The sequence below is a fragment of the Herbaspirillum sp. SJZ106 genome, from assembly GCF_006715495.1.
Lineage (GTDB): Bacteria > Pseudomonadota > Gammaproteobacteria > Burkholderiales > Burkholderiaceae_D > Herbaspirillum.
The window spans coordinates 347,991-366,680 of the sequence record NZ_VFNI01000004.1 but is presented as its reverse complement, the minus strand read 5'-3'; the positions used below and the strand labels follow the sequence as shown (position 1 = coordinate 366,680).

Sequence of the window (18,690 nt, the reverse complement as noted above, 5' to 3'; positions counted from 1 at the left end):
TCTTTAAAACAATGAGACGGCATGCGCCGCCTTGCTATCTGGCGCGGGCGCCGATCACTTCACACACGGCATTGGCGCTTTCCCGGCTGGTGTCGCGCAGCAGCGCATGGTGCATGTCGGTAAAGCGGCGCGCCAGCCGTTGCTGCTGCGCATGGTCGTCCAGTTGGCGCCACATGGCATCGGCCAGCGCTTGCGGCGTGGCGTCGTGCTGCAGCAGCTCCGGCACCAGGAACTCGCGCGCCAGGATGTTGGGCAGCCCGACCCATGGCTGATACCCCATATGGCGCATGATCTGGTACGAGGCCCACATGACCTTGTAGGAGATCACCATCGGCTTCTTGTACAAGGCCACTTCCAGCGATGCCGTGCCAGAAGCCACCAGCACCGCATCGGCCGCTTCCATGGCCGAATGCGACTGGCCGGCGACGACCTTGACATCGAGGTCTTCATAGCCGCCCAGGCGGATCTGTTCCAGGAAGAAGGCCATCTGCCGCTCGCCCGCCATCGGGGTGACGAACTGCAGGCTGGGTTCGCGTTGCCGCAGCAAACGCGCCGCCGCCAGGAAACCGTCGCCATTCTGCTTCAACTCGCCCATGCGACTGCCCGGCAAGATGGCGACCACGCGCGCATCCTGCTTCAGTCCCAGCCGCGCCCGCGCCGCCGGCATGTCGGGCTGCATCGGGATCACTTCGGCCAGCGGATGGCCGACATAGGTGACCGGAATGCCTGCGTTGCGGTAAATGCTTTCCTCGAAAGGAAAGATCACCAGCATGTGCGATACCGCGCGCGCGATCTTCTTGATGCGCCAGCCGCGCCAGGCCCAGATCTGGGGACCGATGAAATGGATGGTAGGAATGCCCGCCTTGCGCAGTTGCTCTTCCAGGCCCAGGTTGAAGCCCGGGTAATCGACGCCAACAAAGACATCCGGCCGCTCGGCCAGCAACCGCTCGCGCAGCGCCTGCTGGATGCCCTTGATTTCGCGATAGCGGGGAATGACTTCGAACAGGCCGCGCACGGTCAGCTTGTCCATCGGCCAGTCGCTGGTAAAGCCTTGCGCCATCATGTGTTCGCCGCCGATGCCATGCAAGCGCACATCCGGCAGGCGTTCGCGCAGGCCCGCCAGCAGGCGGCTGCCCAGCAGGTCGCCGGAACTCTCCCCGGCCACCAGGGCGATCGATTGCTTGCGCGTCAGTTCAGCGGATGATGCCACGGGATGAGGCTTCGATGAATTCGCGCAGCAGGCGGATATGCCCGGCCGATGCAGCCGATTTGGCTTCCATGCTCGCCAGTTCCTGCCGGGCCTCTTCCAGCGGCAGGTTGGAGCGGTAAACCACCTTGTAAGCGCGCTTGATCTCCATGATCTGTTCGCTGGTGAAACCGCGCCGCTTGAGGCCTTCGCTGTTGATGCCGGCCGGCACCGCGCGGTTGCCCGCGGCGGTAACGAAAGGCGGCACGTCCTGGCTGACGGCGGCGGTGAAGGCGGTCATCGCATGCGCGCCGATATGGCAGAACTGGTGCACGGTGGTGAAACCGCCCAGGAACACGTAATCGCCGAGATGGACATGGCCGGCCAGCGTGGCATTGTTGGCCAGGATGATGTTGTTGGCCAGCTGGCAGTCATGCGCCAGGTGGACATAGGCCATGATCCAGTTGTCGTTGCCGATGCGGGTGGCGCCGGCGTCCTGCACCGTGCCGCGGTTGAAGGTGACGAATTCGCGGATGGTGTTGCGGTCGCCGATCTCGACCGTGGTGGGTTCGCCCGCGTATTTCTTGTCTTGCGGCGCGGCGCCGATGGAGCCGAACTGGAAAATCTCGTTGTCGCGGCCGATGGTGGTATGCCCTTCGATGACCACATGGGCACCGATGCGGGTGCCCGCGCCGATGCGCACATCGGGGCCGATCACGGCATACGGGCCGACCTCGACCGAGGAATCGAGCTGGGCGCCCGGTGCAATCACTGCGGTAGGATGAATCTTCGACATATCCTGTTATTCGCTTGATGTTCGCTTGATGTTCTCTTGAGGGCTTGCGATCCTGCCATGCCCAATGAATCAGGCCCGGCGGGATCGCATGCGATCGCCGGCCGGGCCCTCCATGTGCGGTTTGGCGGCCCCGGTCAGGCGCTCTGGCTGGCGTCGGCGGCGCTGCGCATGGTGCACATCAGGTCGGCTTCGACCGCCACCTGACCATCCACCGTGGCAACCGCCGTGTACTTCCAGATGCCGCGCGCACGGCGGGTAATCTCGACTTGCATCTTCAACTGGTCGCCCGGCTCCACCGGACGCTTGAAACGGGCGTTATCGATGCCGACGAAATAGACCACGGTGTTTTCATCGGGCTTGCGGCCTTCGGTCAGGAAGGACAGCAGCGCGGCGGTCTGCGCCAGCGCCTCGATCATCAGCACGCCGGGCATGACCGGCTTGTGCGGGAAGTGGCCGTTGAAGAACTCTTCATTGACGGTCACGTTCTTGATGGCGGTAATGGTCTTGCCGCTTTCCCAATCCAGCACGCGGTCCACCAGCAGCAACGGATAGCGATGCGGCAGGTATTGTTTGATCTCGTTGATATCGAGGACTTTTTTGATATCGGGGCTATTCATTCTCTTCTTGATTCTCTGGATTGGCTGTAAGCGATTTGAGCGTTTTCTCCAACGCCCGGATTTTCTCACGCATCGTGCCCAGATTGCGCACCAATGCGGCGGATTTTTCCCAATCCCGGTGTTCGGTGATGGGGTAGAAGCCGGTGTATTGCCCCGGTTCCAGGATCGAGCGTAGCGCCAGCGTGCCGGCCGAAACATGCACCCGGTCGACGATGGTGATATGGCCATGGATCATGGCCGCGCCGCCGATCGAGCAATATTTGCCGATCCTGGCGCTGCCGGCGATGCCGGCGCAGGCGGCAATCGCGGTATGCGCGCCGATGTGGCAGTTGTGTGCGATCTGGATCTGGTTGTCGAGCTTGACGCCCTCCTCGATCACGGTGTCGGCCAGCGCGCCGCGGTCGATGGTGGTGTTGGCGCCGATTTCGACGTCATCGCCAATCATCACGCGCCCGACCTGCGGGATCTTGATCCATTGCCCGGCTTCGTTGGCAAAACCGAAACCATCGGCGCCGATGACCGCGCCCGAATGCACGATGCCGCGCGCGCCGATTTCGCAAGCGTGGTGCAGCGTGGCGCGGGCATGGAAATGCGTGTCGTCGCCGACTTTGGCGTTGCGGCCGATGAAGCTGCCGGCGTCGATGCGCGCGCGCTCGCCGATCACCGCGCCGGCTTCGATCACGGCCAGCGGACCGATCACGGCGCTGGCAGCGACGTTGGCAGCCGGGTCGACCACTGCGCCGGGATGGATGCCGGCCGGCGGCGCCACCTCGTCCAGGCGCTGGAACAACTGCGCCGCGCGGGCGAAATAGGCGTAAGGGTTCTTCGTGACGATGCGCGCCCCGGCATAGGACTGGACTTGGGCGTCGTCGGCTTCGGACAGGATCAGCGCGGCAGCCTGCGTCTGCTCGGCCTGGGCCCGGAATTTGGGATTGGAAAGGAACGTGATATGGGAGGAGCCGGCGGCGTCCAGTGGTGCGATGCCCAGGACTTCAACGTCCGCATCGCCCTTCAACTGCCCGCCCAAGCGCTCGACCAATTGCTCCAGCCGAATACTCATCTTGGCCTTCCGAATGATATGCGTTGCATGGAAAACACGATCGCCGCCGTCCGCCATTGAACTGGCGCGGACAAACGGAACATCAATTGGCATGCGGGCGCGAAGACGTCTCCGCCCTCGCGCCCGCATTCATGGCAAACGGATTACTTTGCCAGTTCTTTCAGCACTTTGTCGGTGATGTCGATACGCTTGCTGGCGTACACGGCTTCCTGGAAGACGATGTCGTACTTTTCAGCTTCGGCGATCTGGCGGATCACCTTGTTGGTGCGCTCCAGAACCACGGCCAGTTCTTCGTTGCGGCGCTGGTTCAGGTCTTCGCGGAACTCGCGCTGCTTGCGCTGGAATTCCTTGTCCAGGTCGGACAGGTCGCGCTGGCGCTTGGCGCGATCCGAATCCGACAGCACGGAGGCATCCTTGTCCAGCTTGTCCGACTGCGCCTTCAGGCGTGCGGCCATGTCTTGCAGTTCGCGGTCGCGCTTGGCGAATTCCTGCTCCAGCTTGGTTTGCGCAGCCTTGGCCGGCGCGGCTTCGCGGAAGATGCGCTCGGTGCTGACAAAGGCGATCTTCGAACTTTCCTGCGCGTACGCAACGGAAGCACTCATCAGGCCAGCAGCCATCACGATGGCTTGCAGGGACAGAAACGATTTGGTAATGAACTTCAAGGTTGTTCTCCGTATTACAAAATTCAATGATGCCCGCTTCACACTCAGAAGCCGGTACCCAGTTGGAACTGGAAGGATTGGGACTTGTCGCCATCCTTCAGGTTCAACGGTTTGCCGAAGCTCAGTTTCAAGGGGCCGATCGGCGACACCCAGCTGATGCCGACACCGGCAGAATAGCGCAAGTCGTTGAACTTGATGTTCTGGCCGTCGGCGAAGACGTTGCCGCCGTCAAAGAACGTGAACCAGCGCAAAGTGCGATCCTGGCCCGAACCCGGGAACGGGAATTGTAACTCCGCATTGGCGTAGAAACGAGAGGCGCCGCCCATCGAGTCGCCATACTGGTCCTTCAGGCTGCCCAGCGACGATGCCTCATAGCCGCGCACGGTGCCGATGCCGCCGGCATAGTAGTTCTTGAACACCGGGTAGGGTTTGCTGCCGATGCCGCGGCCGTAGTCCAGTTCACCGTTCAGCGCCAGCGTTACCGCCTTGCTGAAGAAAGGCTGGAAATACTGGTGCTGGTAGCTGGCGCGGTAGTACTTCAGCGTGCCCAGGTACGAGACTTCCATGTTGGCGCGCATGTACTGGCCGGTGGTCGGCACGAGCGCACTGTCGCGGCCGTCGCGTTGCCACGCGATGGTCAGCGGGATGCTGGTGGTGCGGGCGCTGCCGACGCCGCAATTGTTGCTAGTCGAGGTCACATCGCAGCCCGCGCCGCCGGCGCCGCCGAAATCGCGCACATACTGGCGATATAGCGAGGGGCTGGTGGTGTCGGTGCTGACGTCGGTATTTTCGATGCCCACGCCGAAGAACACGCGATCCAGTTCCGAGAACGGCACGCCGAACTTGACGCTGCCGCCCAGGGTCTTCACGCGATAATCACCGGTCGCATACACCGATGGGCGGATCGTACGCAGATAGACTTCATAGGTGCGGCTGATGCCGTCGTCGGTGAAGTACGGATTGGTGGTCGACACCGAGATCGTGCGATAACGCGAGCTGGTATTGACTTCCACGCCGACGGTGTTGCCGCTGCCGAAGGCGTTTTCCTGCGAAATCGAGCCGGTCAGGCTGAGCTTGTCCGATTGCGAGAAGCCGGCGCCCAGCATGATGTTGCCGGTCGGCTTTTCTTCCACCTTCATATTGACGTCGACCTGGTCGCTGGTGCCAGGGACTTCCGGCGTTTCAAGCGTGACTTCCTTGAAGTAGCCCAGGCGGTCCACGCGGTCGCGGGAGAGCTTGATCTTCTCGCCGTCGTACCAGGAATCCTCGAACTGGCGGAATTCGCGGCGGATGACTTCATCGCGGGTCTTGGTATTGCCGGCGATGTTGACGTGGCGCACATACACGCGCTTGCCCGGATCGACCATGATGGTGAAGGCCACTTCCTTCTTCTCGCGGTCGACATTCGGGTTGGCGTTGACGTTGGCGAAGGCGTAACCGAAGTTGCCCAGGCGCTCGCCGATCTTCTTGGTGCTGTCGGTCAGCTTGGAGCCGGAATAGATGTCGCCCTTCTTCAACTGCACCAGCGAGGTCAGCTCCTGTTCCATCCCGAACATCTCGCCTTCGAGCTTGATATCGGAGACGGTGTACTTCTCGCCTTCCTTGATGTTGACGGTGATGTAGATGTCTTTCTTGTCCGGCGTGATCGATACCTGGGTGGATTCGACTTGCATTTCCAGGTAGCCGCGGTCCAGATAGTACGAGCGCAGGGTTTCGATGTCGCCCTGCAGCTTTTCCTTGGAATACTGGTCGGCCTTGGTGTACCAGGTGAACCAGCCCGGCGTGGTCAGCTTGATCTGGTCGCGCAGCGTGCCGTCGGAAAACACCTTGTTGCCGACGAAATTGATCTGCTTGATGCGCGAGACTTCGCCTTCATCCACCGTGAAGCTGATCGCCACGCGGTTGCGCTCGACCGGGGTCACGGTGGTCGAGACCTTGGCGCCGTACAGGCCGCGCGACAGGTATTGGCGCTTGAGTTCCTGCTCGGCGCGGTCGACCTGGGAGCGGTCGAAAATGCGGGACTCGGCCACGCCGATTTCCTTCAGCGCCTTGGTCAGCTGTTCCTTGTCGAATTCCTTGATGCCGGAGAAGTCGACGCTGGCAATCGCCGGGCGCTCGACCACCTGCACCACCAGCACATCGCCTTCGGACTCGATGCGCACATCGCGGAAGAAACCGGTGGCGTACAGCGCCTTGATCGCCGCCGTGCCCTTTTCATCGGTGAAGGTGTCGCCCACGCGCACCGGCAGGTAGCTGAAGACGGTGCCGGCCTCGGTACGCTGGATACCCTCGACACGGATGTCCTTGACCACGAACGGCGTCACAGCCATGGCTTGGCTGGAGCACAGGGCGAATGCGGCGGCTGCGATCAGGCGACGGGAAAAGGTCGGAATGGGATGGTGCGCAGGGTGTATTTTCATCTATCGTTCATCAACAGTGTTTTCGCCTCGGCACTGCCTGACAAGATGCTGGCAAGCAATTGAAAACGGATTCCAGATCCATTGCCAATTGCTTAACAGCTGCCATGGGGGTTGGCCGGCAAATGTAAAAAATCCGGTCTTTCTTGCAAACCTTGGCGATTTGACCCGCCAAAGCCTGCAACAGCCCGGATTTATCCTTGAAACATCAGGCGCGCGATGTCGTTGAATGCAGCCACAAGCATCAGTGCCATCAGTATTCCCAGGCCGGCGCGCTGCGCGATTTCCCCAAACCGCTCGGGAACGCGCCGCCCTGTCAAAATCTCCAGCGCATAATACAGCAAATGACCGCCATCTAAAACCGGGATCGGCAAGAGATTCATCACGCCCAGGCTGATACTGATAAAAGCCAGGAAGCTGAGGTAGCTGACCAGCCCGATGCGAGCTGTCTGGCCCGCATAATCGGCAATGGTGATCGGGCCGGTGATGTTCTTCCACGACACCTGGCCGACGATCATCTTGCCGATCATCTTGACCGTCATGATGCTGGTGTCCCAGGTGCGGCGCGCGCCCTTGGCCACCGCTTCCAGCGGGCCATCGCTGATGGTCGCCATCTCCGGCGCCAGCGGCACTTCAACCTTGATGCGGCCGATCTGCTTGCCGGACGCGCCGTCGGCCACGCTGTCGGGAACCACCGCCGCATCGAAGGCGGAAGTCCCTCTTACGGCATGCAGCACCAGGCGCTTGCCCGCGGACTCGCGCACCTTTTCAACGAATGCCAGGCCGTCCGGGACCGGCTCGCCGTCGACCGCGATGATCCTGTCCCCGGCTTGCAGGCCGGCCGCTTTGGCCGGGCCGTCGAGGATCTTGCCCAGCACCGCCGGCGGCCGTGCCAGCGCCAGTCCCAGCTTGGCCAGGAAGTCGCCTTCCAGGTCGCCGCTGCCGATTTCATTCAGGCGCAACGTGACGGTATTGAGCAGCTTGCCCGGCCCGTTCGGATTCGGGCGCTCGACATCGACACGGGCATCGGCCTTTTCCAGCACCGCTTGCATCAGTTGCCAGCGCACCTCCGACCACACAAGCACCGGCTCGCCGTTGATGGCCGTGATGCGGTCGCCGCCGCGCAAGCCTGCCTGGTAAGCTGCCGTCGATTCCGCCGCCGCGCGCAGCGTGGGCACCGGTTCGGGCACGCCATGCATGTACAGGCCTGCGAACAGCAGGATCGCCAGCAGGAAATTGGCCGCCGGGCCGGCCGCCACGATGGCGATGCGACGCCATACGGACTGGCGGGTGAATTCGCGCTTGAGGTCTTCTTCGGGGATGTCTTCCAGATCCTGCTCGCGCGCGTCGAGCATCTTGACGTAGCCGCCCAGCGGCAGGATGGACAAGGCCCATTCGGTCTGGTCCCGGCCGAACCGGCGCGACCAGACCACGCGTCCCATGCCTACCGAGAAACGCAATACCTTGACGCCGCACCAGCGGGCCACCAGGTAGTGCCCCAGTTCATGCACTACCACCAGGGTGCCGAGCGCGACGAAAAACGCGATCAGGGTATGCAGCAATGTCATTGTGAAATCAAGGCCTCGGCATGGGCGCGGGCGGCCGCATCCTGCTCCAGCAGCGTGCCGACATCCGCCGCCTGCCGGTTGGGAATCGCGGACATCACCCGCTGGATCAATTGGTCGATCATCCTGAACCCGATCTTGCGGTCGAGGAAGGCTTGCACGGCGACTTCGTTGGCGGCATTCAATACCGCAGCCAGCGTGCCGCCGGCGCGCAAGGCATCATACGCCAGTTTGAGGCAGGGAAAACGGCTGAAATCGGGTTGACTGAACGACAACTGGGCGATCTGCGCCAAATCCAGCGGCGCCACACCCGATGCGATGCGGTCGGGATAAGCCAGCGCCGAGGCGATCGGGGTACGCATATCCGGATTGCCCAGTTGCGCCAGCACCGAACCATCCGCATACGAGACCATCGAGTGGATCACGCTTTGCGGGTGGATCACCACCTCGATCCTGTCGGCCGGCGCGCCGAACAGCCAGTGCGCCTCGATCACTTCCAGCCCCTTGTTCATCATGGTGGCCGAATCGACCGAAATCTTGCGCCCCATCACCCATTTCGGGTGCGCCACCGCTTCTTCCACGGTCACCTCGTCGAGCGTGGCGACATCGCGCATGAGGAACGGGCCGCCGGATGCGGTCAACAGGATCTTTTCCACGCCGTGCGCCTGCATTGAACGGGTATAGCCCGGCGGCAAGCATTGGAAGATGGCATTGTGCTCGCTGTCGATGGGCAGCAGGCAGGCGCCGTGCGCCGCCACCGCATCCATGAGCAGTTGGCCCGAAATGACCAGCGCCTCCTTGTTGGCCAGCAGGATCTTCTTGCCGGCCCTGGCCGCGGCCAGGGTCGACGCCAAGCCCGCCGCGCCGACGATGGCGGCCATGACCATATCGCAGCCCTGCGCCGAGGCGATATCGCACAATGCCTCGGGGCCATGGGCGACGTCGGTCGGCAATCCCTTGGCGCGCAGCAACGCACTCAATTCGCCGGCGGCCGCGGCCGAGCCCACCACCGCCACCTGCGGGCGAAAGCGTTCGCATTGCGCCGCCAGTTCGGCCACGCGCGCATGGGCGCTCAAGGCATAGACGCGGTAACGCTCGGGATGGCGCGCAATGACGTCTAGCGTGGAAACGCCGATGGAACCGGTGGAGCCAAGGATACTGATGGACTGCATGAGATTTCCGGATTTATTAAGACGCTCAGGCTGCCGCCAGCCAGAGGTCGATCAGCGCCGCCAGCGGCAGCACCGGGATGAGCGCGTCAATACGGTCCAGCACGCCGCCATGGCCGGGCAGCAGGTTGCTGCTGTCTTTCATGCCGGCGCGGCGCTTGAGTTGCGATTCGAACAGATCGCCCACCACGCTGGCCACGACCATGACGCTCAGCACCGCCACGAAGCCCAGCCAACCCCAACGGTCATACAGATGCAGCTGGAAGGTCTCGCCCAGGCCGACCGACATCACCACCGCAGCCGAGATCACCAGCACCGCCAGCCAGCCGCCGATGGCGCCCTCCCACGACTTGCCGGGGGAAATCGATGGCGCCAGCTTGTGGCGGCCGAAGCCCTTGCCGGCAAAATAGGCGCCGATGTCGGCCACCCAGACCACCGCCATCACCGACAGCAAGTACAGCGGCGAACGCAGGAACAAGTCGACGATGGCGACAAAGCAGCCCAGGATGGACAGCATGTAGGTGCCATTGAGCAACCGGTTGGCGAACGCCTCGGCCTTGGGCAGGCCCAGGCCCAGCGCCGGCACGAAACGTATCGCCCACAACAGCACGCACAGGACATACAGCGGGCGCACGCTGGGCAGGCCGCTGAAAAACAGGATCACGCTGAACGCCAGCGTCCACGCCACTGCCCACACCGCGGGACGCGGGCTCTTGAACAGGCGAAAACATTCCCAGGCGCCGGCGGCAAAAAACACCAGCACCACCATCGCAAATGCGGGGAAATAATCGAAATACAGGACGGGCAACAGGATCGCCAGCAGGATCAACGCCGTGATGACACGCGTCTTGAGCATCAGGAAGCCTTTTTCTGGTCCAGCACTTGCGCGCTGGTGCGCCCGAAACGGCGCTCGCGTTGTTGGTACGAGGCAATGGCCAGGTCGAGCGCCGCGGCATCGAAGTCCGGCCAAAAGGTATCGGTGAAATACAGTTCGCTGTACGCCAGTTGCCACAACAGGAAATTGGAAATACGCTGTTCGCCGCCGGTCCTGATGAACAGGTCCGGCTCGGGCGCATAGGCCATCGCCAGGTAAGGCGCCAGCTGCTCTTCGGAAAAATCGCAGGCGCCCGGGTTGTCCTTGACCATGCCCGACACCGCCTGCATCACATCCCAGCGGCCGCCGTAGTTGGCGCATACGGTCAGGGTCAGGCGGTGGTTATCGGCGGTTTGCGCCTCAGCCCGCTGCGCCATTTCCTGCAGCTTGGGATCGAAACGGCTCATGTCGCCGACGATCTTGAGGCGAATGCCGTTGACCGCCATCTTGCCGACTTCCCGCTCCAGCACCGTCATGAACAGGCGCATCAGCACCGACACTTCGTCGGCGGGGCGGCGCCAGTTCTCGGAACTGAACGCGAACAGGGTCAGGAATTCGACGCCGCGCACGGCGCAGGCCTCGACGATGGCGCGCACCGCATCCACGCCTTTGGCATGGCCGGCCACGCGCGGCAGGAAGCGCTTGGTTGCCCAACGTCCATTGCCATCCATGATGATGGCAATATGACGCGGAACCGCGGAAATGTCCGGAACCGCAAGAGTTGAGCTTTGATGCTTCATGAAAATTTTTTAGTGCATTAATGGCGTTCGGCCGCACCATAGTAGCGCGGCCAAGCAAACTTTGACAAACCGGGGAACCGGGCATTCTTCCCGCCCCCGCCGGCTGCTGCGCCGCACCTTTCCTTTGTTTTTTATTGCTGCGGCACGCGGCGCCGTGCTACGGCAACCGCTTGCAAGCCCTGCACGACGGCCTTTACACCGTCATCACATCCTTTTCCTTCTCGCTCACCAGCTTGTCGATCTCGGCGACGAACTTGTCGGTCAGCTTCTGGATTTCATCCTGGCCGCGGCGCTCGTCGTCTTCCGAGGCCACCTTGTCCTTGACCAGTTTTTTCAGGCTTTCGTTGCCTTCGCGGCGGATATTGCGGATGGCGATCTTGGCGTCCTCGGCCTCGCTCTTGACCAGCTTGACCATTTCCTTGCGGCGTTCCTCGGTCAGCGCCGGCATCGGCACGCGAATCAGTTCGCCGTGGGTCGCCGGGTTCAGGCCCAGGTCGGACTCGCGGATGGCCTTTTCCACCGCGCCCACCATTTTCTTTTCGTACGGCTGCACGCCGATGGTGCGGGCGTCGATCAGGGTCAGGTTGGCCACTTGCGACAGGCCGGTCGGGCTGCCGTAGTAGTCCACCATCACCTGATCCAACAGGCCGGTATGGGCGCGGCCGGTACGAACCTTGGCCAGGTTGGCCTTCAAGGTCTCGATCGACTTGCTCATCTTCTGTTCACTGTTCTTCTTGACCTCAGCGACACTCATGCTGCTCTCCTAATCTGATGCAATAACTTATCTTGAATGCAAATGCCCGATGCGGGGGCATTGTAAACGGGAATGCCGGCGCGTGGCCGGTTTGCTTGCCGCCGATGCACGGAACCTTGCGAGGTTCTCAGACGTGTACCAGCGTGCCTTCGTCCTCGCCCATCACGACGCGCTTGAGGGCGCCCGGCTTGACGATCGAAAACACCTTGATCGGCAACTTCTGGTCCCGGCACAGTGCGAATGCGGTGGCATCCATCACCTGCAGGTGCTTGGCAATGGCCTCGTCGAACGAGATCGAGGCATAGCGGGTGGCCGACGGATCCTTCTTCGGGTCGGCGGTATAGACGCCGTCCACCTTGGTGGCCTTGAGCACGATCTGGGCGCCGATTTCCGAACCGCGCAGCGCCGCCGCGGTGTCGGTGGTGAAGAATGGGTTGCCGGTGCCGGCGGCGAATACCACCACCTTGCCCTCTTCCAGGTATTGCAGCGCCTTCGGGCGCACGTAGGGCTCGACCACCTGTTCGATGCCGATGGCCGACATCACGCGGGCGGTCAGGCCGGCCTGGCGCATGGCATCGGCCAGGGCCAGCGAATTCATGACGGTGGCCAGCATGCCCATGTAGTCGGCAGTCGCCCGATCCATCCCTTGCGCGCCGGGCGCCACGCCGCGGAAAATATTGCCGCCACCGATGACGATGGCCAGTTCGACACCCAGTTTGCTGATTTCTGCCACATCCGCGACCATGCGTTCGATGGTCGCACGATTGATACCGTAGGCGTCGTCGCCCATCAGTGCTTCGCCGGAAAGTTTGAGGAGTACTCGCTTATAAGCAGGTGTTGTCATTGCAGGGCTCCGTGTTCTATCCGATTTGAATTATTGCTTGTTGATTGGCCCGCCCTTTTTCGCCTGGACGGGATGGCGCGTTCCCGTCGCGAAAAAATGCGGACACTTGCATGCCTGTACTGCTGCGCCATTGTTCCCGCAACAACCGATTAACACCTATCGCCGCTGCTGCCCCATACGGTTCAGCCAAGGCCATGACAATAGATGCCGCCCACCTCAAAAGTTCCGGCCGGGCTTAAAAAAACGGGCCTCTCGGCCCGCTTTCTTTTACAACGCTTACTGGGCTTGTTTCGCCGCAGCCACTTGCGCTGCCACTTCGGCAGCGAAATCGTCCTGCTTCTTCTCGATGCCTTCGCCCACCACGTACATCACAAAGGATTTCACGGTGGAGTTCGCGGCCTTGAGCATCTGCTCGACGCTTTGCTTGTCGTTCTTCACGAAAGCCTGGTTGAACAGCGACACTTCCTTCAGGTACTTTTGCACCGAACCTTCGACCATCTTGGCGACGATGTCGGCCGGCTTGCCGGATTCGGCCGCCTTCAGGGAGGCAACCGAACGCTCCTTCTCGATCAGGTCGGCCGGCACTTGCTCGGACGACAAGGCCACCGGCTTCATGGCGGCGATGTGCATTGCCACATCCTTGCCGACTTGCACGTCGGCGCCGTCGAACTCGACGACCACGCCGATACGGGTGCCGTGCAGGTAGGACACCAGCTTGGCAGCCGACTCGAAACGCTGGAAGCGGCGGAACGACATGTTTTCGCCGATGCGGCCGATCAGTTCGGTGCGCAGTTCTTCCAGGGTCTTGCCGTCAGGCAGCTTGCAGGCGCCCAGGGCGGCCACGTCGGCCGGGTTCTGCTCGGCGACCAGCTTGGCGGCAGCTTCGGCCAGGCCGATGAATTCTTCGTTCTTGGTCACGAAGTCGGTTTCGCAGTTGACTTCGATCAGGGCGCCGACATTGCCGTTGATGTAGGTCGCAACCACGCCTTCGGCGGTGATGCGCGAGGAAGCCTTGGATGCCTTGCTGCCCAGCTTGACGCGCAGGATCTCTTCAGCCTTGACCAGATCGCCGTCGGCCTCGGTCAGCGCCTTCTTGCATTCCATCATCGGCGCATCGGTCTTTGCGCGCAGTTCGCCTACCAGTGCTGCGGTAATTGCCGCCATACTATTTCTCCTGACTTGATGGCGCGCCGCCTGGGGCAACGCGCCTTGATCCAACATTAGCTCAAAAATCGACTCAAAAAAAAGGGGCCACTGCGCGTATCGCTGTCACCCCTTTTTGTACTGCACCAGCGAAAGCGGAATTACGCCTGTTCGCTGACCTCGACGAACTCGTCGCCCTTGACGGCTTCGACCACTTCGTTGACGGCATTGGCACGGCCTTCCAGCACGGCGTCAGCCACGCCGCGGGCGTACAGCGCGATCGCCTTGGCGGAGTCGTCGTTGCCCGGGATGACGTAGGTCACGCCTTCGGGCGAGTGGTTGGTATCGACCACGCCGATGACCGGGATGCCCAGCTTGGCGGCTTCGGTGATGGCGCCCTTGTGGTAACCGACGTCGATCACGAAGATCGCGTCAGGGATGCCGCCCATATCCTTGATGCCGCCGATGGACTTTTCCAGCTTTTCCTTTTCGCGGCTGAACAGCAGCGCTTCCTTCTTCGACAGCTTCTCGACCGAACCGTCTTCGATGGCGGCTTCCATGTCCTTCAGGCGCTTGATCGAGGTCTTGATGGTCTTGAAGTTGGTCAGCATGCCGCCCAGCCAGCGCTGGTCGACGTAAGGCACGCCGGCGCGTTGCGCTTCGGCGGCCAGGATTTCGCGCGCCTGGCGCTTGGTGCCGACAAACAGGATGGTGCCGCGATTGGCCGACAGTTGACGCACGTACTTCTGCGCCTCCTGGTACATGCCCAGGGTCTTTTCCAGGTTGACGATGTGAATCTTGTTGCGATGACCGAAAATGAACGGGGCCATCTTGGGGTTCCAGAAGCGGGTTTGGTGGCCGAAGTGGACACCGGCTTCCAGCATTTCGCGCATGGTAACGGACATGAATTTCTCCAGGGTTAGGTCTGGAATCCGCTCGGTCATCCGGCTCATGCAGCCAGACACCCTTTGGCGAACGGATTCGCGTTTCAAAAATACATTTCATTAAGACAACATGCGGCTTGCGCCAACCACATTGCCCTCCAACCTGATTTCAGGTTAGCCCGAGATTGTACTTAACTACGCCATTTTATTCAAGCATCACTTCAACATGGCATACCAGCCTCCCGGCGCGCCGGCAGCCTCTCGACTATAATTCCTGTTTGACGATTTTCCTGCGAATTACGATACGACATGGGCAACATCACCATCAAGACCGCTGAAGACATCGAAGGCATGCGCGTGGCCGGCCGCCTGGCCGCCGAAGTGCTGGACTACATCGCCCCTTTCGTGAAACCCGGCGTGACCACCGGCGAGATCGACCGCCTTTGCCACGAATACATGACAAATGTGCAAGGCACCATCCCGGCCCCGCTCAACTATTGCCCGCCCGGCTACACGCCCTACCCCAAGGCCATCTGCACCTCGCTGAACGACGTGATCTGCCACGGCATCCCGGGCGACAAGGTGATGAAGAACGGCGACGTGCTCAACATCGACATCACGGTCATCAAGAACGGTTACCACGGCGACACCAGCCGCATGTTCTACCTGGGCGAACCGTCCATCCTGGCGCGCCGCCTGACCGACATCACCTATGAATGCATGTGGCTGGGCATTTCCAAGATCAAGCCGGGCGCGCACCTGGGCGACATCGGCCACGTCATCCAGCAGCATGCCGAAAAAGCCGGCTACAGCGTGGTGCGCGAATTCTGCGGCCACGGCATCGGCAAGGTATTCCACGAAGAGCCGCAAGTGCTGCACTACGGCCGCCCCGGCACCCTGGAAAAGTTGCAGGCCGGCATGATTTTCACCGTCGAACCGATGATCAACGCCGGCCGCCGCGAAATCCGCGAAATGGGCGACGGCTGGACCATCAAGACCAAGGATCGCAGCCTGTCGGCGCAATGGGAACATACGGTGCTGGTCACCGAGACCGGTTTTGAAGTGCTGACGGTTTCGCCCGGCATGCCGGCGCCGCCCGCCTTCATCCAGAACCTGGCAACGGCGCCCGCCTGAACCCATTCCCAACCTGCTCCCCCCGCTGGCGGAAATGACGATGAGCGACCGACTGGCCATCGTCATTTCCGCCGCAGCGTTTCAGGATCAACCGCGGCATTTCGCGCGCCTGCGAGGTATTCGGCATGAAACCTGCTAAGGAAAGCGGGCCGCATGGGGATGCGGCCAACAGGCCGCCAGCAAGCGGACACCCCTCCGCCAACCACAACACCAAGCCGATGCCGACACTCGCCGTCACGCTCAAAAAACAGCTCAAGGCCGCACGCCAGCAAGCGATCGATGCCTTCCAGTCCAATCACAAGACGGAACAACTGCTGAGCCAGTTGCGCCGCAATGTCGACAAAGCGCTCACGCAGGCCTGGACCGAACTGGGGATGCCTGCCGACGCCGCCCTGGTGGCGGTCGGCGGCTACGGCCGCGGCGAACTGTTCCCGCATTCGGATGTGGACGTGCTGATCCTGCTGGCCAGGACGGCTGAAGGCGCGGAAAAGGAGAAACTGGAATCGCTGGTGCAACTGTTCTGGGATATCGGCCTGGAAATCGGCCATAGCATCCGCACCATCGATGAATGCATGAACGAGTCGGCCGCCGACATTACGGTGCAGACCAGCCTGCTGGAAGCGCGCCTGGTCACCGGCAGCCGCAAGCTGTTCAGGCAACTGCAGGAGCGCTACCAGGCCGCGCTCGATCCGTTGGCATTTTTTCAGGCCAAGACGCTGGAAATGCGCCAGCGCCACGTCAAGTACGAAGATACTCCCTACAGCCTGGAGCCCAACTGCAAGGAAAGCCCCGGCGGCCTGCGCGACCTGCAGGTGATCCTGTGGGTGGCCAAGGCGGCCGGACTGGGCGACTCCTGGGCCAAGCTGGCCGAGCACGGCATGCTGACGGCCACCGAAGCGCGCCAGCTGCGCCAGAAGGAGCGCGCCTTCAAGGACATCCGCATCCGACTGCACATCTATACCAACCGCCGCGAAGACCGCCTGGTGTTCGACATCCAGACGCCGATTGCCGAAAGCTTCGGCTTCAAGACCACCGACACCCGCCGCGCCAGCGAATACCTGATGCAGCGCTACTACTGGGCCGCCAAGGCGGTAACCCAGCTCAACACCATCCTGCTGCAAAACATCGAGGCCCACCTGTTCCCGCAGCAGGTCGTGCCCAAGCGCATCAACGACCGCTTCAACGAGGTCAACGGCTTCCTCGACATCGCGCATGCGGACGTGTTCGAAGAAACCCCCTCGGCCATGCTGGAAGTATTCCTGGTGCTGGCCGAGCATCCGGAACTCAAGGACATGTCGGCGCGCACCCTGCGCGCGCTGTGGCACGCCCGCTTCAAGATCGACAACGCCTTTCGCAGCAACCCGGAAAACCACCGGCTCTTCATGCAGATCATCCAGGGCAAGCGCGGCATCATGCACGCGCTGCGCCGCATGAACGCCACCAGCGTGCTGGGGCGTTACTTGCCCAACTTCCGCCACATCATCGGCCAGATGCAGCACGACCTGTTCCACGTCTACACGGTGGACCAGCACATCCTGATGGTGGTGCGCAACGTGCGCCGCTTCACCATGAGCGAACACGCCCACGAATACCCCTTCTGCAGCCAGCTGATCGCCAACTTCGCCCAACCCTGGGTGCTGTACGTGGCGGCGCTGTTCCATGACATCGCCAAGGGCCGCGGCGGCGACCACTCCAAGCTGGGCATGGCCGACGCCCGCCAGTTCTGCGAGCAGCACGGCATTTCCGAGGAAAACACCGAACTGATCGTGTTCCTGGTCGAGCAGCACCTGACCATGTCGCAGGTGGCGCAGAAACAGGACCTGTCGGACCCCGACGTGATTTCGCAATTCGCCCAGCTGGTCAAGGACGAGCGCCACCTGACCGCGCTCTACCTGCTGACCGTGGCCGACATCCGCGGCACCAGCCCCAAGGTATGGAACGCCTGGAAAGGCAAGCTGCTGGAAGACCTGTACCGCATGACGCTGCGCGTGCTGGGCGGCGAAGCGCCCTCGGCCGACCGCGAACTGAAGAACACCCAGCAGGAAGCGATCAAGACGCTGCGCCTGTACGGCCTGCCGGCCGACGCCCACGAGAAGTTCTGGCAACAGTTGGATGTGGCCTACTTCCTGCGCCACGACGCCTCCGACATCGCCTGGCAAACCCGCTGCTTCTACGACAAGATCGACACCGACGTGCCGCTGGTGCGCTGCCGCCTGGCGCCCATCGGCGAAGGCGTGCAGGTCGCCGTCTACACGCCCGACCGCCCCGACCTGTTCGCCCGCATCTGCAGCTATTTCGACCAGAAGAACTTCAGCATCTTCGACGCCAAGATCCACACCACCCAGAGCAACTACGCGCTGGACGCCTTCCTGATCAATGCGCCGGTATTCGCCAAGAACTATCGCGACATCATCAACCTGATCGAGCATGAGCTGAGTGAACTGCTGAAGTCGGACGCGCCGCTGCCGGCGCCGTCGAAGGCGCGCCTGTCGCGGCTGTCGCGCACCTTCCCGATCAACCCGGCGGTCGACCTGCGCCCCGACGAGCGCGGGCAATACTACCTGCTGTCGGTCTCGGCCAACGACCGGGCCGGGCTGCTGTACTCGATCTCCAACGTGCTGGCCAAGTACAAGATCAACCTGCACACCGCCAAGGTGATGACCCTGGGCGAACGGGTAGAAGACGTGTTCCTGATCGACGGCCCGGGGCTGAACCAGCCGCGCAACCAGATCATGCTGGAAACCGAACTGCTCAAGACCCTGCGCATCTGATCCGCCCCACGATCATCGGCCGGCGCCCAGCCTTGGCGCGCCGGCCGCCAAAGCCGTACAATCTCACCCTCGCC

The 18,690-nt window shown here is 62.1% G+C and carries 16 protein-coding genes; 2 read left to right on the top strand and 14 right to left on the bottom strand.

Annotated features, from left to right (window positions below; genetic code table 11):
* Positions 1 to 34: 34 nt before the first annotated feature.
* From lpxB to rpsB, 14 genes are all read right to left on the bottom strand, one after another.
* Positions 35 to 1,210 carry a lipid-A-disaccharide synthase gene (gene lpxB / locus FB598_RS14830; protein ID WP_141915308.1) on the bottom strand — a complete coding sequence of 392 codons (1,176 nt, stop codon included), beginning with the start codon at positions 1,208 to 1,210 and terminating at the stop codon, positions 35 to 37.
* Positions 1,194 to 1,982 carry an acyl-ACP--UDP-N-acetylglucosamine O-acyltransferase gene (gene lpxA / locus FB598_RS14825; RefSeq protein WP_141915311.1) on the bottom strand — a complete coding sequence of 263 codons (789 nt, stop codon included), beginning with the start codon at positions 1,980 to 1,982 and terminating at the stop codon, positions 1,194 to 1,196. Before lpxA ends, lpxB begins: the two co-directional genes overlap by 17 nt.
* Positions 1,983 to 2,116: 134 nt before the next feature.
* Entirely contained in the window at positions 2,117 to 2,599 is a 483-nt protein-coding gene (fabZ, locus tag FB598_RS14820) for a 3-hydroxyacyl-ACP dehydratase FabZ (RefSeq protein WP_141915313.1), read from the bottom strand.
* The gene (lpxD, locus tag FB598_RS14815; protein ID WP_141915316.1) at positions 2,592 to 3,659 is read right to left on the bottom strand and encodes a UDP-3-O-(3-hydroxymyristoyl)glucosamine N-acyltransferase; all 1,068 of its coding nucleotides are present in this window, start codon (positions 3,657 to 3,659) and stop codon (positions 2,592 to 2,594) included. Before lpxD ends, fabZ begins: the two co-directional genes overlap by 8 nt.
* A 143-nt stretch (positions 3,660 to 3,802) precedes the next feature.
* Positions 3,803 to 4,276 carry an OmpH family outer membrane protein gene (locus tag FB598_RS14810; RefSeq protein ID WP_255464044.1) on the bottom strand — a complete coding sequence of 158 codons (474 nt, stop codon included), beginning with the start codon at positions 4,274 to 4,276 and terminating at the stop codon, positions 3,803 to 3,805.
* Positions 4,277 to 4,365: 89 nt separating this feature from the next.
* Positions 4,366 to 6,741 (bottom strand): outer membrane protein assembly factor BamA, encoded by a 2,376-nt coding sequence (gene bamA, locus FB598_RS14805; protein ID WP_141915321.1) that lies wholly within the window; start codon positions 6,739 to 6,741, stop codon positions 4,366 to 4,368.
* 191 nt (positions 6,742 to 6,932) lie between these two features.
* Complete coding sequence (gene rseP, locus FB598_RS14800; RefSeq protein WP_141915323.1) at positions 6,933 to 8,306, bottom strand: RIP metalloprotease RseP; 1,374 nt, start codon at positions 8,304 to 8,306, stop codon at positions 6,933 to 6,935.
* Positions 8,303 to 9,475 carry a 1-deoxy-D-xylulose-5-phosphate reductoisomerase gene (gene ispC / locus FB598_RS14795; protein ID WP_141915325.1) on the bottom strand — a complete coding sequence of 391 codons (1,173 nt, stop codon included), beginning with the start codon at positions 9,473 to 9,475 and terminating at the stop codon, positions 8,303 to 8,305. Before ispC ends, rseP begins: the two co-directional genes overlap by 4 nt.
* A gap of 25 nt (positions 9,476 to 9,500) precedes the next feature.
* Positions 9,501 to 10,328, bottom strand: a complete 828-nt coding sequence (locus tag FB598_RS14790) for a phosphatidate cytidylyltransferase (protein ID WP_141915327.1) — start codon at positions 10,326 to 10,328, stop codon at positions 9,501 to 9,503.
* The gene (uppS, locus tag FB598_RS14785; protein ID WP_141915329.1) at positions 10,328 to 11,086 is read right to left on the bottom strand and encodes a polyprenyl diphosphate synthase; all 759 of its coding nucleotides are present in this window, start codon (positions 11,084 to 11,086) and stop codon (positions 10,328 to 10,330) included. The genes FB598_RS14790 and uppS overlap by 1 nt, the downstream gene beginning before the upstream one ends.
* A 193-nt stretch (positions 11,087 to 11,279) precedes the next feature.
* The gene (gene frr / locus FB598_RS14780) at positions 11,280 to 11,840 is read right to left on the bottom strand and encodes a ribosome recycling factor (protein WP_141915333.1); all 561 of its coding nucleotides are present in this window, start codon (positions 11,838 to 11,840) and stop codon (positions 11,280 to 11,282) included.
* Between the two features lie 127 nt (positions 11,841 to 11,967).
* A complete protein-coding gene (gene pyrH, locus FB598_RS14775) occupies positions 11,968 to 12,684 on the bottom strand; it encodes a UMP kinase (RefSeq protein ID WP_141915335.1) in 717 nt (238 codons plus the stop codon).
* 276 nt (positions 12,685 to 12,960) lie between these two features.
* On the bottom strand, positions 12,961 to 13,848 hold the full coding sequence (tsf, locus tag FB598_RS14770; RefSeq protein ID WP_141915337.1) for a translation elongation factor Ts: 888 nt from the start codon (positions 13,846 to 13,848) through the stop codon (positions 12,961 to 12,963).
* Positions 13,849 to 13,988: 140 nt separating this feature from the next.
* The gene (gene rpsB, locus FB598_RS14765) at positions 13,989 to 14,732 is read right to left on the bottom strand and encodes a 30S ribosomal protein S2 (RefSeq protein ID WP_141915339.1); all 744 of its coding nucleotides are present in this window, start codon (positions 14,730 to 14,732) and stop codon (positions 13,989 to 13,991) included.
* A gap of 288 nt (positions 14,733 to 15,020) precedes the next feature.
* Here rpsB and map point away from each other — a divergent pair, with 288 nt between their 5' ends.
* Complete coding sequence (map, locus tag FB598_RS14760; protein ID WP_050466896.1) at positions 15,021 to 15,845, top strand: type I methionyl aminopeptidase; 825 nt, start codon at positions 15,021 to 15,023, stop codon at positions 15,843 to 15,845.
* A 218-nt stretch (positions 15,846 to 16,063) separates the two neighbouring features.
* Positions 16,064 to 18,616, top strand: a complete 2,553-nt coding sequence (locus tag FB598_RS14755; protein ID WP_141915341.1) for a [protein-PII] uridylyltransferase — start codon at positions 16,064 to 16,066, stop codon at positions 18,614 to 18,616.
* Positions 18,617 to 18,690: the final 74 nt, after the last annotated feature.